We start from the raw sequence: 18,831 nt of genomic DNA, 5'->3' as shown, positions 1-18,831 counted from the left end.
CGCGGAGCGGCCCGCGGTCAGTCGCCGAGTTCCGCGCGGAGGCCGAGCACCCGGGTGAGGGCGGAGGGGTACGGGAGGGTGCGGGCGAGGTGTTCGGCCCGGGTGAGGGCGGGGCGGGCGGTGGCCGGGTCGGCGAGGCGGGCGGCGGCGGTGGCCTGGGCGAGGAGGGCCTCGGTCTCGGCGAGGCGTTCGCCGGTGGTACGGGCGCGGGCGGCTTCGGCCGCGGCGATCCGGGCGGCTTCGGCGGGGCGGCCGGCGGCGAGGTGGGCGTGGGCGGCGAGTTCGGGGGCCTGCTCGGCGGCGCCGGGGCCGAGGGCGGCGAGGGCGGCGGCGGGGTCGTCGCCGCGCAGCGCGAACAGGGCGCGGGCGCGGCGCACTTCGTGGTGGGCCTGCTGGTCGTCGGGGGTGCCGGCCCGGTCGAGGAGGGCGGCGGCGCGGTCCCGGTCGCCGGTGCGCAGCAGGACGCGGGCCAGGACGGCGAGGGCGTAGGGCAGGGACCAGGCGTCGTCCCAGTCGGCGGCGGCGACGGCCGCTTCGGCGTACTGGGCGGCGGTGTCGGTCTCCTCCAGCAGCAGGTGGAGTTCGGCGAGGTTGAGCTGTTCGAAGGCGGTGGCCATCGGGTCGCCGGAGCGCCGGGCGTGGTCGAGGGCCTGGCGGCCGAAGCGGACGGCGTCGTGCAGGCGGCCGTGGCGGCGGGCGTTCTCGCGCAGGGTGGAGAGCACCGAGCCGAGCAGGGTGGGTTCGCCGTACGCCTGGGCGGGGGCGAGGGCGCGGTCGCCGGCCTCGCGGGCCTCGCCGAAGCGGCCGGCCAGGCCGAGGCTGACGGCCTGGCCGGCGTACGCGCGGGCCTGGAGCAGTTGTCCGGTGGGGCCGGGGACGTGTTCGGCGTGCTCCAGGGCGCAGCAGGCGGCCCGGTAGGCGTCCTGGTAGCGGCCGCGGATCTTGTGGATGGCGGAGCGGGCGAAGTGGTGCTGGGCGCAGGCCACGGGGCCGGTGCCGGGCCGGAGCGGGTGGGCGTCCAGGACGGCCGTGGCCTGGTCGGCCTCGCCGATCCGGAAGAGCGCTTCGGCGAGGTGGGCGGCGGCCAGCACGGTGTCGTCGTGGTCGCCCCGGGCCGCGAACTCGGCGAGCGCGGCGCGCAGCACTTCGGCGGCGCGGCCGGGTTCGCCCATCCGGTGCAGCACCTGGCTGTGGGCGAGGCGGGCCCGGGCGGCGTCGACGTCGAGGCGGGCGACCAGGTCGCGGTAGTAGCGGTCGGCGGTGTCGTTGGCGTAGAGCGCGGCGGCGCGTTCGGCGGCGCGGCGCAGGTACGCGGCGGCGCGCGGGTCGTCGGCGCGGGTGAAGTGGGAGGCGAGGGCGTCGACGGCGTCGGGGCGGCGGCGCTGGACGGCCTGGGCGTAGGCGGCGTGCAGTTGGCGGCGGCGGACGGCGGAGAGGCCGTCGTAGCAGGTGAGCCGGACGAGGGGGTGGCGGAAGGCGAGTCCGGCTTCGGCGCGGCCCGCGACGACGATTTGGCGTTCCTCGACGAGGGCGGCGGCGATGGCGTGTTCGACGGCGTCGGCGGCGGCGGCGCCGGTGACGGGCGGGTGCAGTCCGTGTTCGGCGACGTCGAGGAGTTCGGCGAGGGCGGCCTCGCCGCCGGCCACCGAGAGCGCTTCGACGAGGCGGCGGGCGTGCGGGTCGAGCCGGACCAGCCGTTCGCCGACCAGGTCGCGGACGCCGTCGGGCGGCTGCGCGGGGCCGTCCCCGGGGTCCGCGCCGCGGGCGAGTTCGAGGGCGAACAGCGGGTTGCCGAGCGAGAGTTCCCACACCTCGGGCCGGGGCGCCCGGCCGGTGGCGTCGCGGACGGCGGCCAGCACGGCGGCCTCGCCGAGGCGCGCCAACTCCTGCTTCACGGCGAGCTGTTGGCGGACCAGCGCGGCGACGGCACGTCGGCGGGCGTCGCCGTCGGGGAGTTCCTCCTCCCGGTAGGTGGCGAGGAAGCGCAGCGGGGTGCGGCGGTCGCGGGCCCGCCGGGCGAGGTGGCCGAGGAGCTGGTAGGAGCCGGGGTCGGCGGCGTGCAGGTCGTCGAGGACGACCAGCACGGGCCGGGTGGCGGCGAGGTCGCCGAGCAGGGCGGCGCCGGCCCGGAACAGCCGGTCGCGCTCCTCCTCGGGGCTGCGCGCGGCGCCGGCCGGGACTTGGCCCAGCGCGGGCAGGACGGCGGCGAGTTCGGGGTACTCGGCGCCGACCCTGGCCCGTCCGGCGGGGTCGTGTTCGGCCAGCCAGCCGTCGAGCGCGCCGGCGAAGACGCCGTAGGGGGTGTGGTCCTCGGCGTCCTGGCCGCTGCCCCAGAGCACGGCGGTGCCGTCGGCGGCGGCGCGGCGGGCGGCTTCGACGGCCAGCCGGGTCTTGCCGATACCCGCTTCGCCGGTGAGCAGCCGCACGGGCGGCCCGGCGGGGGCCAGCAGGCGGTCCAACTCCGTTTCGCGGCCGTGCAGTCGGGCGGGGGCGGCGCTGCGCAGCCGGGCCGGGAGGACGGTGGCGGCGGGTGCGGGGGCGGGGGTGGCGGCGAGGGCGGCGCGGTGCAGGCGTTCGGTCTCGGGGCCGGGGCGGATGCCGAGTTCGGTGTCGAGGGCTTCGCGGCACCGGTGGTACTGGCGCAGGGCGCGGCGGCGCTGTCCTCGGCGCAGGCAGGCGTCGATGAGCAGGCGGTGGGCGAGTTCCTCGGCGGGGCTGGTGGCGAGGACCTGTTCGGCGCAGGCTGCGGCCTCCTCGGGGCGGCCCTGGTCGAGGTGGGCGGCGGCGAGCCGCAGCAGGAGCTGTTCGCGGAGCTGTTCGATCCGGGTGCGGCGGGCTGCCGCCCAGTGCGCGTAGCGGTCCTCGGGGAGCAGTTCGCCGGTGAACTGGCCGGTCGCGTGGGCGAGTCGGTCGATCCTGCCGTCGGCGAGGGCGTCCTCGGCGGCCTGTTCGGCGTGGTCGGCGTCGATCCAGACGGCGGCGGGGTCGAGCAGCAGCAGCCCGCCGTCGGCCCTGAGGTAGGAGGAGGAGGCGCGGGGGGCGAGTTCGGGTTCGAGGGCGTGCCGGGCGGCGTGCAGGGCGACGCGCAGGCTGCCGGCGGCGGCGGACGGGTCGGCGTCGGGCCAGCAGGTCTCCATGGCCTGTTCGCGGTGCAGGCGGTGGCCGGGGGTGACGGCGAGCAGCTTGACCAGGGCGCGGGCGCCGGGGCGGGGCCAGCGTTCGGCGAGCGGCGGCCCGGAGTCGCGCTCGGCCCGGAACCCGTTGAAGAGGTAGAGGCGCAGCACGGGTGGTGCGGTGTCCGTCCGGTTGGTCTCTCGTGCGCCCATGAGGCCGGTAACGGTACACGAACGAGCCGAGCACCCCGCAGGCGGGAGCCTGCGGGGTACCGGCTCTTTACCCGTCCGGACGGTCTCGCGGGGGTCCGGTGAAGGACCTCAGGAGAGCTTGTACGTCGTCATCTGGTGGATGCCGTTGTCGATCGACAGCACGCCGCCGCCGAGGAGTTCGGCGGCCCGGTTGGCGCCGAGGGCGTCGGAGTTGAGCGAGACCATCTCCTCCTTGCCGTCGCCGTCGAGGTCGGCGGCGAGGTAGTCGCGGCCGCCGCGCAGGGTGGCGGAGCCGTTCGAGGAGTGGAAGGCGTTCCCGTCGCCGACGATCGCCGGGTCGTAGGCGGCCAGGCCGCCCTCGACGCCGCCGACCAGCAGCTTCCGCCCGTCGGGGCCGGTGATGAACTGGGCGGTGCGCAGCGGCGCGGTGGTGGAGGTCCACCGGTCGTCGCCGCCTCCCAGGTACTGGCGCAGTACGCCGAAACCCATCTCCAGCAGGCCGTCGCCGTCCTCGCCGGTGAAGAAGTCGCCGTGCGACCAGGGGCCGCCGGCGACCTTCCGGTGCAGCACCTCGCCGGTGCGGCCGTCGCGGATCTCGGTGACCGACATCGGGCTGGCCAGGTCGGTGCCGCCGTCGTCGATGCCGCCGGGAACGGCCGAGATGAGCCAGGTGTAGACCACGGCGTGGCCGTCGGCGTACGGGATCTTCGGCGAGGCGAAGACCGCGTGGTCGAGCAGCGTGCCGTGCAGCTTGCCGTCGACGGCCTCGGCGGGCGCCTTCGGGTCGGCCTGCCAGCGCAACCCGCCCTTGGCGGCGTCCAGGGCGACGCCGTTCTGCACCGAGTCGGCCCGGTTCATGGCGCCGATGCCCGAGTACTGGACGTACACCTGGCCTTCGGAGACCACGGCGTCGGAGAAGACGACCTCGCCGGAGCCCTTCGGGGCGTCGTACGTCCACAGCGGCTTGCCGTTGCCCCGGTAGGCGCGCAGCGCGTCGGTCGGGACGAGGACCTCCTGCTTGCCGTCGCCGTCCAGGTCGGCGAGCGTCACCGAGCGGACGAACGTGCCGCCGCCGTCGATGGTGGTGAGTACCTTGCCGGTGCGGCCGTCCAGGACGACGGTGGCGGTGTCGGCGGCGACCACCACCTCGGGCCTGCCGTCGCCGTCGACGTCGCCGGTGGCGACGGCGTGCACCTCGCCGGGGACGGTGGCCCGCCACAGCTGCTCCGGGGTGCCGGTGAGCAGCGAGGGGCCGGAGAAGGCCCAGACGCCGTCGGAGCTGCCGCCGGCGATGACGTCCTGCCGGCCGTCGCCGTCGAGGTCGGCGGCGGCGGCGTGGTCGAGGTCGCCCTGCAGCGGGGTGAGGCTCTGCTGCTTGCCGTTGCCGAGCTTGTAGGTGCGGATGTTCTGCTGCTGGTCGACGGTGCGCACGACGCCGCCGTCGATCTGGTGCAGGCGCGGCGAGGCGGTGGTGCCGTCGGCCTGCCAGCGGACCTTGCCGTTGTCGCCCTTGTACGAGGTGAGCACGCCGTAGCGCAGGCCGGAGACGTTCTCGGCGTCGTCGGTGTGGCGCCCGTCCTGGGAGCTGGCGAGCAGCGCGCCGTCGGCGACGTCGAGCTGCCAGGTGCTGGGGCCGTCGCCGGCGCCGGTGCGCTTGGTGGTGCTGGTCCAGGCGACGGTGGAGCCGCCGTCGCCCAGGACCCGCAGGGTGCTGGCGTTGACGTACAGGTCGGGCGAGAAGGAGTCCTCGGCGACCGCGTACTCCTCCCCCTTGGCGCCGCCGAGGTCGCCGACGGTGAGCGCGGTGGCGGCGACGTTGAGCCGGGTGTCGAGCACCGTGCGGGCGCCGGTCCGCAGGTCGTAGGCGACCACGGAGTACGACAACTGCTGCACGTAGTCCGGCTGTTCGATGGCGACGAGGCGGCCCCGGGAGGCGTCCAGGCGCAGCTGGCGGCCGAACTGGTCGCTGTCGGCCCGCCAGCCGGGGGTGCCGTCGGCGGTGTCCAGCACGAAGGTGGTGCCGCGCCCGGCGGCGCCGGTGGTGCCGCGCCGGTCGAAGGAGACGGCGACCTTGCCGCCGCCGAGGTCGAGCAGGTCGCCCCAGGCGGACTCGCCGCTCTCGCCGGTGTCGTACGTCCAGGTCTCGGCCGGGGTGAGCTTGCCGTCCGCGTAGCCGAACCGGATGCCGGTCAGGGTGGCGGTGGCGGTGGCGGGGGCGCTGCTGTTCTCGCTGGGGGCGTCGGAGACCAGCAGGGTGCCGTCGACGACGCGGACGATGGTGCTGGAGGCGTACAGCTTCGACCAGAGGGTCCTGCCGGTGGAGCCGTCCAGCACGGTCACGAAGGAGCCGGAGCTGAGCGGGGAGCCGGGCGAGCTGAACGGCCGGTAGGGCAGGTCGCCGACGGAGGCGGAGACCACCAGGTCGGGGACGCCGTCGCCGGTCAGGTCGGCGGTGTCGTAGCCCCTGGCCGCGTCGCCGTTGAACGGGCTGACGAAGTCGTAGGCGAGCGGGATGCGCGCCGGGTACGGCTCGGTGTCCCACGGCCGCAGCGGCTTGACCTGCCAGTCGGCGTACAGCGAGGCGTTGGTGCGGGCCCAGGAGGTGGAGCCGTCGGCCCGGTGCAGTTGCACGTTGCCGAGGCTGTGCACGGTGAAGTAGCTGCCGTCCTTCCCGGCCGGGACGGTGGCGGCCAGGCCGCGCACGCCCTCCAGGGTGGAGCCGGCGGTGAAGGTGACCGGCGCGTGGTCGTCCAGGTGGCTGCCGCCGCCGCTGCCGCCGGGGGCGGTGCCGGTGCCGCCGGTGCCGGTGCCGGTGGAGTCGGCGGGGGCGGTACCGACGGTGTCGGCGCCGTCGGTGGCGGTGGCCTGCGGGTAGGCGTCGGCGCTCAGCCGGGTGCTGAGGTCCTGGGCCTGGCGGTCGGTCAGCTTGACCACGCCGTCGGTCCCGGCGGTGGCGTCGGCGGCCAGCGCGTGCGGGGCGGCGGTCAGGGCCAGGCCCGCGGCGACCAGGCCGGAGGCGAGCCGGAGGGCTCTGCGGTGGGTGGTCATCACTTGGCTCCCTGGGTGAAGCGGATCGCCGAGCCGTCGGTCAGGACGGCCTGGTCGAAGGAGTACTGGAGGGCGTCGGTGCCCGCCTGGTTCTCGATGCCGACGGTCGCGCCGGAGCCGTTGCCCGGCACGGACTCGTACTGGAAGGTGATGTCACCGGTGGCCTCGTCGAACAGCACCTCGAAGCTGACCCGCTTCGAACGGTCGGCGACCAGCGGGACGTCGTCCCAGACCACGGCGAAGGTGCGCCTGCCCGCCCTGCCGGTGGTGGCGGTGGCGACGGTGGCCTTCTTGTCGAGCGTCAGGTCGTCCCAGAACGGGGCGACGACGCCGTTGGGCCGGTAGGCCGTCGGCAGCTCGGTGTTGGCGTAGTCGCCGATCCGCGGCTCCAGGAAGTCGATCAGGCCGTCGGTGGTGACGGAGGCGCTGGTGTACTGCACGCCGTAGTACGTCACCGGGAACGGCAGGCCGACGGTCTTGGCGTCCTCGTCACCGCTGAGCGCGACCTTGCTGCTGCCCTTGACCCAGCCGTACGCGGCCGGGGCGCAGCTGGTGCCGGAGCCGTCGGTGCGGGCCGGGGTCCGCACGGTCTCGGCCACGTCGGCGGCGACGGCCAGCGGGCCGGTCCACACGCCGTTGCAGAGCACGGGCTGGGCGGGCTTGACGGTCAGCGTGTAGTCGCCCTCGGCGACCTTGCCCAGGGTGTACGAGCCGTCCTGGCCGGAAACCACCGGCTTCACCGGGGTGCCGGTGAGCTCGACGACGGCGCCCGCCAGCGGCTTGCCGGTGACGTCCAGCACGGTGCCGGTGACGGCGTGGGAGGCAACGGCGGTCATCGCCAGCGGGACGCTCTGCGGCTGCCCGGTGGTGACCGTCAGACCCTTGAGCTCGAAGTTCGCGTAGCCGTACCCGGAGGCGGCGACGTCGTAGCTGCCGGGGGCCAGCGCGAGGCGGTAGGTGCCGTCGGGGGCGGTGGTGACGGTGCGGGTGCCGGTGGCCTGCGAGCTCACCTTGACGGTGATGCCGGGCAGCGCGGCACCGGTCTTCCGGTCGGTGGCCCTGCCGGTGATGTCCACGGCGGTGTGCGGGGCCAGGTCGACGGACTTGAGGATGTCGAGCCTGCCCTCGCCCCAGACGTTGTTCGCGCCGGCGGTGCCGCCGCAGTGGGTGTCGTCGACGTCCCGGGCACCCTGGTCGAGCAGCGCGCGGGTGCCGTCGATGTCGCCGATCAGGCTGGGCGCGGCCGACCAGAGCAGCGCGACGGCGCCCGCCACGTGCGGGGTGGCCATCGAGGTGCCGGACTCCGCCATGTACGCCGAACCCGGCCAGGTGGAACGGACGTTGACGCCCGGGGCGGAGATGTTCGGCTTGGCCGAGCCGTCCACCAGGGACGGGCCGAAGCCGGAGAAGCTCGCGATCCTGCCGTTCACGTCGTACGCGCCGACGCCGTAGGACGGGGCCTGCGAGCCGGGGGCGTGCGAGGTGGAGCAGGTGGTGCCGTCGCCGTCGTTGCCGGCCGCGAACGCCTCGAAGATGCCCGCCGAGTTCCAGGCCTCCACGATGTCCTGGTAGAAGGTGGTGTCGCCGCCGCCCCAGGAGTTGTTGACGATGTTCGGCGCCAGGTCGGGCCGCGGGTTGTTCCCGTTGTGGTCGGTCGGCGCGAGCAGCCACTGCCCGGCCTTCAGCAGGTACTCGTCCGAGCACTGCGAGGACTCGCAGCCCTTCGCCGCGATCCACTTCGCGTCGGGGGCGACGCCGATGCCGTTCTTGGCGACCATGGTGCCCATCGTGTGGGTGCCGTGGCCGTTGTTGTCGCACGGGGTGCTGGGGGTGGCGCAGGTCCCGGTCGGGTCGTAGAAGTTGTAGTCGTCGGTGAAGGTGCCGTCGCCGTTGTTGCCGCGGTAGTCGGCGACCAGGTCCGGGTGGTCGTACTGCACGCCGGAGTCGACGTTGGCGATCACGACGCCCTCGCCGCGCGCGCCGTACCGCGACCACACCTGGTCGGCCCCGATGTCCTTCACGCCCCACTCCGGCGTGCCGTCGCCCGCGTCGGCGGAGGGGGCGGCCGCGAGCGGGGTGTCGTCTATGCGGTACGCCTGCGCCTTGACGATCCTCCGCACGTCGGAGCGCTTCGCCAGCTTCGCGACCAGCCCCGCGTCGCCGGTGACCTGGACGGCGTTGGCGATCCAGTAGTCCTGGTGGCCGACCTTCTCCCGGTCGAGGTACTTCTTCAGCGCGTCCTGGCTGCGCGCGGCGGTGTCCCGCAGCTCCTGGTAGGCGGCCTTCGCCTTCTCGGCGTGCGAGCCCTTGCCCTTCGCCCCGCCCAGGTCGGCGCGGTCCTTGAGCACCACGAAGAAGGTGGCGTCCTGACCCCCCGCCACCGCCCCGGTCAGGGCCGGGTCCACCTGGACGGTGGCGGAGGCGGACGGGGCGGGGGCGGCGGCCACCGCCGCGGGCAGCGGCGAACTGACCAGACCGGCCGTCACGGTCAGTGCGGCAGTGGCCCAGAGAGCCGTTCTGCGCCGGTTCTGTCGGGGCAGGTGCATCGGGGGAATCCTCCAGGGAGGGAGCGGGATTCCCCGAAGGTAGGCAGCGGCCGTTACTGCGGAATTACAGGCTCCGCCCCCGCCGCGACGGGCGGCCGGCACCGGCCCTGAACAGAGCCGACCGCCGACCGTCGACCGCCGACCGTCGACCGGGCCTAGGCGAGCCCGGCGCGTTCCAGGGCGTCGACGCCGGTGCGGAGGGCGGCGATCCGCTCGTCCAGGGTCCAGCCGGCCGGGGCGAGGGTGAGGGTGGTGACGCCGGCGGCGGCGTAGGACTGCATGCGGTCGGCGATGCGGGCGGTGTCGCCGAGGAGGGCGGTGGCGTCGATGAAGTCGTGCGGGACGGCGGCCGCGGCGGCGGCCTTGTCGCGGGCCAGGTAGTGGGTCTGGACCTCGTCGGCGGCCTGCTCGAAGCCCATCCGGCGGGCGAGGTGGCTGTAGAAGTTCTTCTCCTTGCTGCCCATGCCGCCCAGGTAGAGGGCGGTGTAGTCGCGCAGCGTGTCGGCGGCGGCGCGGACGTCGTCGCCGACGGCGATGTTGACGGTGGGGCAGAGGTCGAAGCCGTCCAGGGTGCGGCCGGCCTTGGCGCGGCCGGCGGCGAGGGCGTCGACGGAGAGGGCGGCGTGCTCGGGGGAGAAGAACAGGCCGAGCCAGCCGTCGGCGATCTCGCCGGTGAGTTCGAGGTTCTTCGGGCCCATCGAGGCGATGTAGAGCGGGATGTGCTCGCGGACCGGGTGGACGGTGAGCTTGAGCGGCTTGCCCGGGCCGCCGGGCAGCGGGAGCGTCCAGTTGGCGCCGTCGTGCACCAGGCGCTCGCGGGACATCGCCTTGCGGATGATCTCCACGTACTCGCGGGTGCGGGCCAGCGGCTTGTCGAACCTGACGCCGTACCAGCCCTCGGAGACCTGCGGGCCGGAGACGCCGAGGCCGAGCCGGAACCGGCCGCCGGAGAGGGTGTCGAGGGTGGCGGCGGTCATCGCGGTCATCGCCGGGGTGCGGGCCGGGATCTGGAAGATCGCCGAGCCGACGTCGATCCGCTCGGTCTTCGCGGCGACGTAGGACAGCACGGTCGCGGCGTCCGAGCCGTACGCCTCGGCCGCCCAGCAGACGGAGTAGCCGAGGCGGTCGGCCTCCTGGGCGACCGCGATGTTGTCGGCGTCCAGGCCGAGTCCCCAGTAACCGAGGTTGATCCCGAGTCGCATGTGCCCAAGCCTTCCAGTCGGGTGGTGCGGTGAGCGTAGCCGTCCTGCCGGAGGCCATGCTACTGACCGGTAGTGGCGGTGCGGGCCACACCGGCGGACGGACGGCGGCGCGGCGCGCGGACACGTCGTCCGTGCGGGTCGTCCCGGGCCCCGGGGGGTTTCGCCGCTACCCTCACAGCACGTGGGGGGCACCGCCCCCGACCTGCGCCGACACCGTCGGCACAGCAGGCATGACGGAGGGCGCGATGGAACAGCGACAGCTCGGCCGGACCGGCCTGCGGGTCTCCCGGCTCGGCCTGGGCACCCTCACCTGGGGCCGGGACACCGACGAGCACGAGGCCGCCGAGCAGTTGAAGGCGTTCGTGGACGCGGGCGGCACCCTGGTCGACACCGCCGACGTGTACGCGGACGGCGGCGCCGAGTACCTGCTGTCCCGGCTGACCGACGGGCTCGTCCCGCGCTCCGAGCTGGTGATCGCCACCAAGGCGGGCGCGCTGCCCGGCACCCGCCGCCACGACACCTCCCGCGGCCACCTGCTGAACGCCCTGGACGGCTCGCTGCGCCGCCTGAACACCGACCACGTCGACCTGTGGCAGGTGCACGCGCACGACCCGGCCACCCCCACCGAGGAGACCCTGCACGCGCTCGACCTCGCGGTCTCCTCCGGCCGGGCCCGGTACGTCGGGGTCTGCCAGTACAGCGGCTGGCAGCTCGCCAAGTCCGCGGCCCGCCAGCACGCGCTGCCCGGCTCCACCCCGCTGGCCTCCGTCCAGCTGGAGTACTCGCTGCTCCAGCGCGGCATCGAGCGCGAGGCGCTGCCCGCCGCGCAGGACGCCGGGGTCGGCCTGCTGGCCTGCTCGCCGCTCGGCCGGGGCGTGCTGACCGGCAAGTACCGGCACGGCGTGCCCCCCGAGTCGCGCGGTGCCTCCCCGCACCCCACCGGGCCGGTCCAGCCCTACCTGGGCGAGACCTCCCGGCGGATCGTGGACGCGCTGGCCACCGCCGCCGACGGGCTCGCCTCCACCCCGCTCAAGGTGGCGCTCGCCTGGGTCCGCGACCGCCCGGGCGTCTCGGCCACCTTGCTGGGCGCCCGCACCGCCGCCCAGCTGCAGTCCTCGCTGTCGGTCGAGGCCCTTACGCTTCCGGGTGAGATCCGCGCTGCGCTGGACGACGTGTCCGCCCCGGTGCACCGCTACCCGGACCAGGGCTGGACGGAGCTGTAGCCGCCCCGCCCGTCGAAGGAGCCTTCCCGCGATGACCACCCCCGAGGAGAGCCCGGCCGAGCGCCGGGCGGAGAGCCAGGCGGAGAGCCCGGCGGAGCCGACGGGCACCCCGGAGCCCCCGGCGGGCCCTGGCGTCCCGGACGACGGCACCCCGCACGACGGCGCCGCGGACGACAGCGCCACGGACGACGGCGCCGCGCGGCCGGCCGGCACGCCGCTCACCGGCGAGGAGCGCGCCGCCGCGGTGGCCGCGCTGGCCAAGGCGATCGGCGCGATCAACGCGAACGACATCGTCGCCCCGCCCCGTCCGCGTGACACCGACCTGTCGGCCGCTGACGAGACCGCCACGGGCGGGACCGCCACGGATGAGTCCGCTACGGGCGAGTCCACCGGCGGCGCGGCTCCCGCTGACGGGTCGTCCACTGACGGGTCGTCCGCTGACGCGCCCGCCGCTGACGAGACGCCCGAGCGGCCGTCCGACGTCCCCGGCGGGCCGGCTGACGCCCCGTCCGAGCGCCCGGTCCGCCGTCCGAGCGCTCCCGCCGCCCGGTCCGACGTCCCGCTCGACGACGCGCAGCGCAAGGCCGCGCTGGCCGCCGTCGGTGAGGTGCTGGCGGTCGGTGGCGCGCCCGCCGAGCTGGCCCCGGCGGCGCTGGCCGAGTTCGGCGAGGGCGCGGCCGGGCAGCTCCGCGAGGATCCGTGGGCGGTGCTCTCGCTGCCCGGCGTGCGGCCCGAGCACGCCGACGGCTTCGCCAAGACGCTGCTCGGCCCCGGGGCCCGGCCGGACGACCCGCGCCGCTCCGGGGCGCTGGTGGCCTGGCTGTTGGAGCAGGCCGCGCTGCACGGGCACTCGGCGCAGGAGATCGGCGAGGTCGCCGAGGGCCTGCGCGCCCGGCACGTCCCGGACCCGGAGGGCGCGTTGCAGGCGGCGCTGGAGGACGGGCGGGTGATGCCGTTCCAGGAGGAGCTGCCGCTGCCGCCCGGCAGCCACGACGAGGACGAGGAGCCGCCCGTCCGCACCATGCTCGCCCTGGAGCGCCTGGCGCTGGCGGAGGAGAGCCTGGGCGAAGGCCTGGTCCGGCTGCTGTCCACCTTCGCGCCCGGCGAGGACGGGGAAGAGGACGGGGAGGGGCGCGAAGGGGGAGAGCCCGAGGGCGCGGGCGGCGCTGCGGGCGGCGTCCCCGCGCAGCCCGGCCCGGCCGCCTGGGAGGCCGCCGCGGCGGCGGCCCCGCGGTCCGCGCAGGAGCTGGTCGGGGCCGTGGCCGGTTCCGGGCTGGTGCTGCACACCGGCGGGGAGGCGGCCCGGGCCGAGCCGGTCGCGCTGCTGCACGCCGCCGCCGGGCTGGGCCTGCGGGTCCGGGCGGTGACCTGGACCGGCCAGGGGCGGGACGCGCTGGCGGCGCTGCTGCCCGAGGGCTCCCCCGCCGCCGGGCGGATCGGCACCCTGAACGACCTGCTGTACGGCGCGGACGTGCCGCGCGCGGTGGACGGCACCCTCGCGCTGGACGTGCTGGTGGTGCTGGACGCCCCGCTGCTGGACGTGGAGACCGCGGCGACGCTGCTGGAGGCGCTGGCGGACGGCGCCCGGCTGGTGCTCTCCGGGGACCCGGGCGGTCTGTGGTCGGCCGGTCCGGGCCGGTTCTTCGGCGACCTGCTGGCCGCCCGGGCGTGCCCGGTGGTCGCGTCCCGCACGCCGGACTTCGGTCCGATCGGCGAGCTGGTGTCCGGGGTCGGCGTCGGCGAGCTGCAGCCGGTGGACGCCCCGGACAAGGAGGTGGTGATCCTCACCGCGCAGGACGGCGGGGAGGCCGTGCACCGGGCCGTCCAGCTGCTCACCGACTCGATCCCGCGGGCGCTGTCCGTCCCGTCCGAGCAGACCGTGCTGCTGACCCCGGGGCACGGCGGCCCGGCCGGCACCCGGGCGCTGAACGCGGCCGCCAAGGCCCGGCTGAACCCCGGCCCCGGCCGGTTCGGCGGCTTCGACCCGGGCGACCGGGTGGTGCACTCCCCCGCGCTGGGCGTCAACCTGCCCGGACGGGTGCTGGACGGCGACGCGAGCGGCCTGCACGTGGAGCTGGCCGACGGCGGCCGGATCACGCTGACCCCGGCGCAGGCCGGGAAGCTGCGGCACGGCTGGGCGGTGACGGCCCACCAGGCGGTCGGGCGGCGCTGGCCCGCAGTGGTCGTGGTGCTGCCGCCGGAGGCGTCCGGGCAGCTGACCAGGCAGTGGGTGTACTCGGCGTTCGGCCGCGCGGAGCGGCACCTGTCGGTGGTGCACGCGGCGGGCCCGGCGCTGGCCCAGGCCGTCGCCGAGCGGCCCGCGCGGGACCGCACCACGCGGCTGCGGACGGTCCTCACCGACCAGTGAGACCACGGGTGGGGCGGTGGGGGGCACGGTGCTCCCCCACCGCCCCACCCGTGGAACGACGTACGTGCCGCTGCCGGGCCAGCCGTTCGACCGGCTCCGGTGGGGGGAGCAGGGCTTCGGCGTGGTCGACTGCTGTCAGGTTGGTGACGGTTTGTCAGGTGGTCGGGGTGGAAACAGGGTGGGCGCGGACTCCCAGGATCATGGAGTCCTCTACGTCCCGTGACCTGCGGGGAAGACCGTGCTTGCCGATGTGTCGGGGCCGATCCCGTCCGCCTTCGACCAGCTCCGATTACAGCCCGGTGTCGGTCCGGTGGAGGTGCCTGGTCTGCTGGAGCGGCTTGCCCGGGTCCCGGACCCGCGCGATCCGCGCGGCGTACGACACGCACTGGCCGCTGTCCTGGCCCTGACTGCGTGCGCGGTCCCGGCTGGCGCGACGTCCCTGCTGGCGGTGGGCGAATGGATCGCGGATGCGCCGCCATCGCCGCCGGCCTGCGCCGCAATGCCCGCGAACCGCAACGGGTACTCGCCCTGCTCGGCCTCGCCTGATCTCGAAGTCGCCGTGGGCAGGGCAGGCGATGCCACGCCAGGCGGATCGACCAGGCCAGGGCGACTCGCACTGCTTGATAGTCAAGCAAGTCCTTGACCAAAGGGCGCAGTCCAATAAACTCAAGCACATGCTTAACCATGAAGTCTCGCTGGACCGGGTCTTCCAAGCCCTGGCGGACCCCACCCGCCGAGTGCTGGTCGACCGGCTCATCCGCGGACCCGCCACGGTGAGCGAACTGGCCCACCCCCTGCCCATGTCCCTGGCAGCGGTCCTCCAGCACGTCCAGGTGCTGGAAGCGAGCGGACTCGTACGTTCCGAGAAGGTCGGCCGCGTGCGGACCTGCCACATTGAGTCGGCCGTCCTTCGGGAGGCCGAACAGTGGATCGCCGCACGCCGCACCTCCTGGGAGAGCCGTCTGGACAGACTGGGCGACCGCCTCACCGACACATCGACCACTCCCACCGAACGGAGCAGCACATGACCCAGCGCAGCGTGACCCACGGCACCTTCGTCATCGAGCGCCTCTACGACGCGGCACCCGTCCGGGTCTTCGCGGCCTGGGCCGACCCGGTCGCCAAGACCCGGTGGTTCAACGGCACCGCCGGCACCCTGATGGACCTCGACTTCACCGAGGGCGGCGTCGAGCGCACCAGTGGAGGCAAGGAGGGCGGCCCGGTGTTCACCTACGAGGCCCGTTTCCAGGACATCGTCAGCGGCGAGCGGATCGTGTCGACCAACCAGATGCACGCCGACGGCACCCGCATCTCCGTCAACCTCGTGACCGTGCAGTTCCTGCCGGAGGGCGAGGGAACCCGTCTCATCCTGACCGACCAGGGCACCTACCTCGACGGACACGACAACCCCGAATGGCGCGAGAGCGGCACCCGTACCCAGCTCGACGCCCTGGCCGCCGAACTCGGCAGCCCCGTCAACACCTGAACAACGCACGCGCAGGCACCGCCGAACCCCGGCGGCGCCTGCGCCCACGCCTGCGTCCCTCACGCACAAACCGCACAAACCGCACACCAAAGGACTTCGCCGAGGCCCTGGTGGGGGGAGAGCCGCCGCAATCCCCCCTGGCGCCTCAGCGTCGAGGCGCTCTCCGTCCTTCGCCCGCCGTGGACCGGCAGCAATCGCCCGTACGACGCACGGAGGCACCGAGGCACCGGCGACCGTGCTCCGGGTGGTCCGTTCCCCCGGCACGGAACCGCCGGAATGCCGTTCCGTTGCCGCTCGAACGGTAACCGAAATTCCACCGGTGGAACCGTTATTTCGCCGGGTGATCCGCACCGTGCCGGAATTCTGCGGCCGGGCGGCGGACGAGTGGCGGGCCGCCCCAGGACGATTCCGAAACGCACCGGGACCGGGCGGTCGGCGGCCGGGCACGGGGTGGCCGGGGAGCGGGCACCGGACGGGCGGGGAGCGGGCGGGGAAAAGGGGCGGGAGAAGTGCTCGGCCAGCCGTCGGCGCACCGTTTCGGCCCCTACGCTGCCGATTCCGGTGAAGCCCCCGGACCGCCTTCTCCCGGTATTCCCCGACCTCCGCCGCCCGCCCTCGGGAGATCCGGGCCGTGCCCATCCGGTCGATCGCCCAGCCGACCATCGGCAGGTCGCCGAAACGGCGGGCAACGGCGAGCGGGTCCGCGCCGGGTTCGAACGACTGCTGGTGCTCGCCGAGGCGTGGCAGCACCCGGGCGAGTCTCAGCCGGGTGTCCGCGACGGCGGCCCCGGCGCCGATCCGCTCGCGGACGGCGCGCGTCTCGGCCGTCAGGTCGCGGGCGTCGGCGTGGCGGCCCTGCTCGTTGCGGACCGGGGCGAGGTTCTGCAACGACTGGTGCGGCAGCGCGTCGTCGCCGGTCGCCCGGGCGGTCGCCGACGTCCCGGGAAGCCGGAACCGCGAGGTGCGCCATCGCTGCGACCGCGCTCCGGCCTCCCGGACGCGTCACCGTTCGCCGATCGCCGACCGGACGGGCTCCGGCCGGCCGCCTCCCCGCTCCCGGGCCTTGATGCCGGCTGCCGGGCCTGCGGGCCCGCCGCCACCCGGGGCCGGGCGGCGGCGGGTCGCGGCGGGTCACGGCGGGCAGGACGGCGACCGGCCGACGGGCGGCTCAGAGCTCGTCGAGCTCGTCGTCGTAGACCTCGCTGACGTCGAAGCGGCAGATCAGCAGCTCCGGGTCGGCCCCGTCGAACGGCTCGGGCAGCCACTCGCCGGGGTCGGACGGCTCGGCGGCCGACACCCACAGCGTGGAGTCGCCCTCCTCCAGGCCGAACTCCTCGGCCCGGGCCGCGATCTCGTCCGGTTCGTACTCGCCGAACAGCACGCCGATCGCCGCCGTCACCTCGCCCTCGGTGCCCGCACCCGGTTCGAGCGACTCGTCGACCCGCTCGGCCTGGGCCCGCAGCCGCTTCGGGTCGGTGATCAGGTAGTCGCGGCGGATCAGCACGCTGATCGCCTCGGGGTGGTCCGGCCCCTGGTAACCGGACCCGGCGTCGTCGCCGGGGATCTCGAAGGGGGTGACCTCGTCGTAGACCTCGTACAGGATCTGGTCGTAGGCGACGGCCGCCGCCGCGAGCTCCTCGTACGCGTGGACGACGACCGGATCGCCGGGCTCGGTGGAGTTGGAGACGGCCTGCAGGTGGCGGTCGATGGCGGCCTTGACCGCCTCTGCGGCGGCCCGTACCTCGGTGATGGTCAGCTGCGCGGCATCAGACATGGTGCAGACGCTATCCCCACCCGGCGACGACACGCACAGCGGTTGTCACCTACAGCCGCTAAAACTGGGCAAGTTCACCCCCGATGTCCGTTCCGCGTGCTTCTGCGACCTCCGGCGCGGGCGGTTTCCCGCGTTCTTCCTGCGTCCCTCCCGCGCCCCTCCCGCAGTTCCCCGGGTGCTTCCGGCCTCCTGCGCGCCGTCCGACGGCGGCTTCCGGCCGCGCATCGGCGCGCTCCGGCGCGGGTATTGCTTCCGGTACCGGAAAACTGATTGACGATCAGCTCCGGCCGGGGCGAGGCTCGGACCGTCCGACCGGGCGGGCCGCGCCCGAACCGTCGACATGTCGGCGATGCGCCGTAGGCTTGCAGGCGGCACAGCAGTGGAGGAGACGCCTTGATCCCTACCAAAACGGTCCGGCTTCCGGAGTACGAGTACCAGTCGCTCCGCCTGCCGCGCGGCACCACCAGGAACGCCGCCCGCCAGCTCCTGACCGAGCACGCCGAGTACGGGAACTGGGAGCTCGACCGGCTCCGGCTGTTCCCCGACGGCAGCCGCACGGTCCGGTTGAAGCGACGGATCATCCGGCAGGTCCGTTCCAGCTGGTAGCGGGCGCCGAGTCCCGCCCCGCCCCGTCTCCCGCCTCGTTGCACGCTCCGCTCACGCTCGCGTTCACTGCGCGCCCGCCACTGCGCGCCCGCGCCCGGGCACCCCGCGGTCCTGCTCCGTGCGGCGGGGTGCCCGGGCGCGGGCGTCAGTGCTGCTCAGGCGTTACCGGGCGCGCTCCGGCGGCCCTCCTCAGCGGCGGGCGAGGGAGCGCGAGCGGCGGTAGAGCACGCCGCCGCCGAGCAGCAGCGCGATGCCAGCCGGGGCGATGATCTCCAGGCCGGACGCGCCGGTGGAGGCCAGCTGCGCCTGCTCGGTGACGGCGGCGGCCCGGGCCTGGACCGCGGGGGCGGGGGTGGAGGGGGCGGTCACCGGCGTGGCGGGGGTGGAGGGCAGGTCGCCGCCGGGGCCGCCGGTGCGGTCGGTGACCGGCGGGCTCGGCGGGGTGCTGTGCCCGCCGCCGGGCTGCTCGGGCGGGCAGTCGTGGCCGGGCGGGGTGACCGGCGGCGGAGTGACCGGGTGCTGGTGCTCGACGGTCGTGTGGGAGCAGTCGTTGCCGAACGCCGGATTGCCGAGGCCCACCACGTTGACCGAGTTGCCGCAGGCGTTGACCGGCGCGGTGACCGGCACCTGCACGTTGTTGCCCGAGCCGACCCCCGGCGAGTTGCTGCTCGTCCCGCTCGCGGCGGAGCCCGACCCGGCGGTGCTGCCGCCGCCCTGCCGGCCGCCGCCGCTGTCGTGGCCGCCGCCGCTGGTGCCGCCGCCGCTGCGGTTGTGGCTGACGTTGGAGCAGTCGTTGCCGTACGCCGGGTTCAGCAGGCCGATCACGTCGATCGTGTTGCCGCAGGCGTTCACGGGGAGCTCCACGGGCACCTGCACCGCGTTCCCGGAGGCCACGCCGGGCGAATTGGCCGCCACGCCGTGCGCGTCGGCGGCCGCGTGGGCGTAGCCCGCGGTCGAGGCCAGCACGCTGCCGGTGGCCATGGCCGTGAGGAGGCCTTTCCTGGCGACCTGTCGCATTGACTCCCCTTTTGGTTTCTCGTTCGACGGGCCGGGACGGTTCTCGGGCGGGTCGCGGGGGATTTCCCCGGGATTCGCCGGAAGTCCGATCGGTCCGATAGTCGGAATTGCCTGCCGAGACGGCGGCGGTACTACTCCAACGACCCTTAACGGTGAAGGTTGAGCCATCTGCAGTCAGTTCATCCGATCGGGTGAGATGCGGCTTTCGCCGGGAACCGCACCGTTCACCCGGTCG

The 18,831-nt window shown here is 74.9% G+C and carries 11 protein-coding genes and 1 pseudogene; 6 read left to right on the top strand and 6 right to left on the bottom strand.

Going from position 1 to position 18,831, the window contains the following annotated elements:
• Nucleotides 1–17: 17 nt before the first annotated feature.
• The 4 genes from K353_RS03175 to K353_RS03160 all read right to left on the bottom strand — a co-directional run bounded on the left by K353_RS03175 (nucleotide 18) and on the right by K353_RS03160 (nucleotide 10,122).
• A complete protein-coding gene (locus K353_RS03175; RefSeq protein WP_111552011.1) occupies nucleotides 18–3,326 on the bottom strand; it encodes an AAA family ATPase in 3,309 nt (1,102 codons plus the stop codon).
• A 108-nt stretch (nucleotides 3,327–3,434) separates the two neighbouring features.
• Nucleotides 3,435–6,374, bottom strand: coding sequence for a VCBS repeat-containing protein (locus K353_RS03170; protein ID WP_111552010.1), 2,940 nt, complete (start codon nucleotides 6,372–6,374; stop codon nucleotides 3,435–3,437).
• Nucleotides 6,374–8,920, bottom strand: coding sequence for a S8 family serine peptidase (locus tag K353_RS03165; protein WP_111552009.1), 2,547 nt, complete (start codon nucleotides 8,918–8,920; stop codon nucleotides 6,374–6,376). Before K353_RS03165 ends, K353_RS03170 begins: the two co-directional genes overlap by 1 nt.
• Nucleotides 8,921–9,075: 155 nt before the next feature.
• Nucleotides 9,076–10,122 carry an LLM class F420-dependent oxidoreductase gene (locus K353_RS03160; protein WP_111552008.1) on the bottom strand — a complete coding sequence of 349 codons (1,047 nt, stop codon included), beginning with the start codon at nucleotides 10,120–10,122 and terminating at the stop codon, nucleotides 9,076–9,078.
• Nucleotides 10,123–10,367: 245 nt separating this feature from the next.
• Here K353_RS03160 and K353_RS03155 point away from each other — a divergent pair, with 245 nt between their 5' ends.
• The 5 genes and pseudogenes from K353_RS03155 to K353_RS03135 all read left to right on the top strand — a co-directional run bounded on the left by K353_RS03155 (nucleotide 10,368) and on the right by K353_RS03135 (nucleotide 15,199).
• Nucleotides 10,368–11,345 carry an aldo/keto reductase gene (locus K353_RS03155; RefSeq protein ID WP_111552007.1) on the top strand — a complete coding sequence of 326 codons (978 nt, stop codon included), beginning with the start codon at nucleotides 10,368–10,370 and terminating at the stop codon, nucleotides 11,343–11,345.
• Between the two features lie 31 nt (nucleotides 11,346–11,376).
• The gene (locus K353_RS03150; protein ID WP_111552006.1) at nucleotides 11,377–13,713 is read left to right on the top strand and encodes a helix-hairpin-helix domain-containing protein; all 2,337 of its coding nucleotides are present in this window, start codon (nucleotides 11,377–11,379) and stop codon (nucleotides 13,711–13,713) included.
• Nucleotides 13,714–13,951: 238 nt separating this feature from the next.
• A pseudogene (locus K353_RS37110) lies at nucleotides 13,952–14,128 on the top strand (ISAs1 family transposase); the annotation flags it as partial.
• Between the two features lie 259 nt (nucleotides 14,129–14,387).
• A complete protein-coding gene (locus tag K353_RS03140; protein WP_111552169.1) occupies nucleotides 14,388–14,741 on the top strand; it encodes a helix-turn-helix transcriptional regulator in 354 nt (117 codons plus the stop codon).
• Complete coding sequence (locus K353_RS03135) at nucleotides 14,738–15,199, top strand: SRPBCC family protein (protein ID WP_111552005.1); 462 nt, start codon at nucleotides 14,738–14,740, stop codon at nucleotides 15,197–15,199. The genes K353_RS03140 and K353_RS03135 overlap by 4 nt, the downstream gene beginning before the upstream one ends.
• Nucleotides 15,200–16,367: 1,168 nt before the next feature.
• On the opposite strand, the gene K353_RS03130 is transcribed toward K353_RS03135, so the two are convergent.
• Nucleotides 16,368–16,973, bottom strand: coding sequence for a hypothetical protein (locus K353_RS03130; RefSeq protein ID WP_100839339.1), 606 nt, complete (start codon nucleotides 16,971–16,973; stop codon nucleotides 16,368–16,370).
• Between the two features lie 396 nt (nucleotides 16,974–17,369).
• On the opposite strand from K353_RS03130, the gene K353_RS03125 reads away from it, so the two are divergent.
• Entirely contained in the window at nucleotides 17,370–17,579 is a 210-nt protein-coding gene (locus K353_RS03125) for a DUF5703 family protein (protein WP_035954087.1), read from the top strand.
• A 189-nt stretch (nucleotides 17,580–17,768) separates the two neighbouring features.
• On the opposite strand, the gene K353_RS03120 is transcribed toward K353_RS03125, so the two are convergent.
• Complete coding sequence (locus K353_RS03120; RefSeq protein ID WP_370447549.1) at nucleotides 17,769–18,560, bottom strand: chaplin family protein; 792 nt, start codon at nucleotides 18,558–18,560, stop codon at nucleotides 17,769–17,771.
• Nucleotides 18,561–18,831 lie beyond the last annotated feature (271 nt).

The sequence above is a fragment of the Kitasatospora sp. SolWspMP-SS2h genome (assembly GCF_003259315.1).
Lineage (GTDB): Bacteria > Actinomycetota > Actinomycetes > Streptomycetales > Streptomycetaceae > Kitasatospora > Kitasatospora fiedleri.
This window is presented reverse-complemented; position numbering and strand designations above follow the sequence as displayed.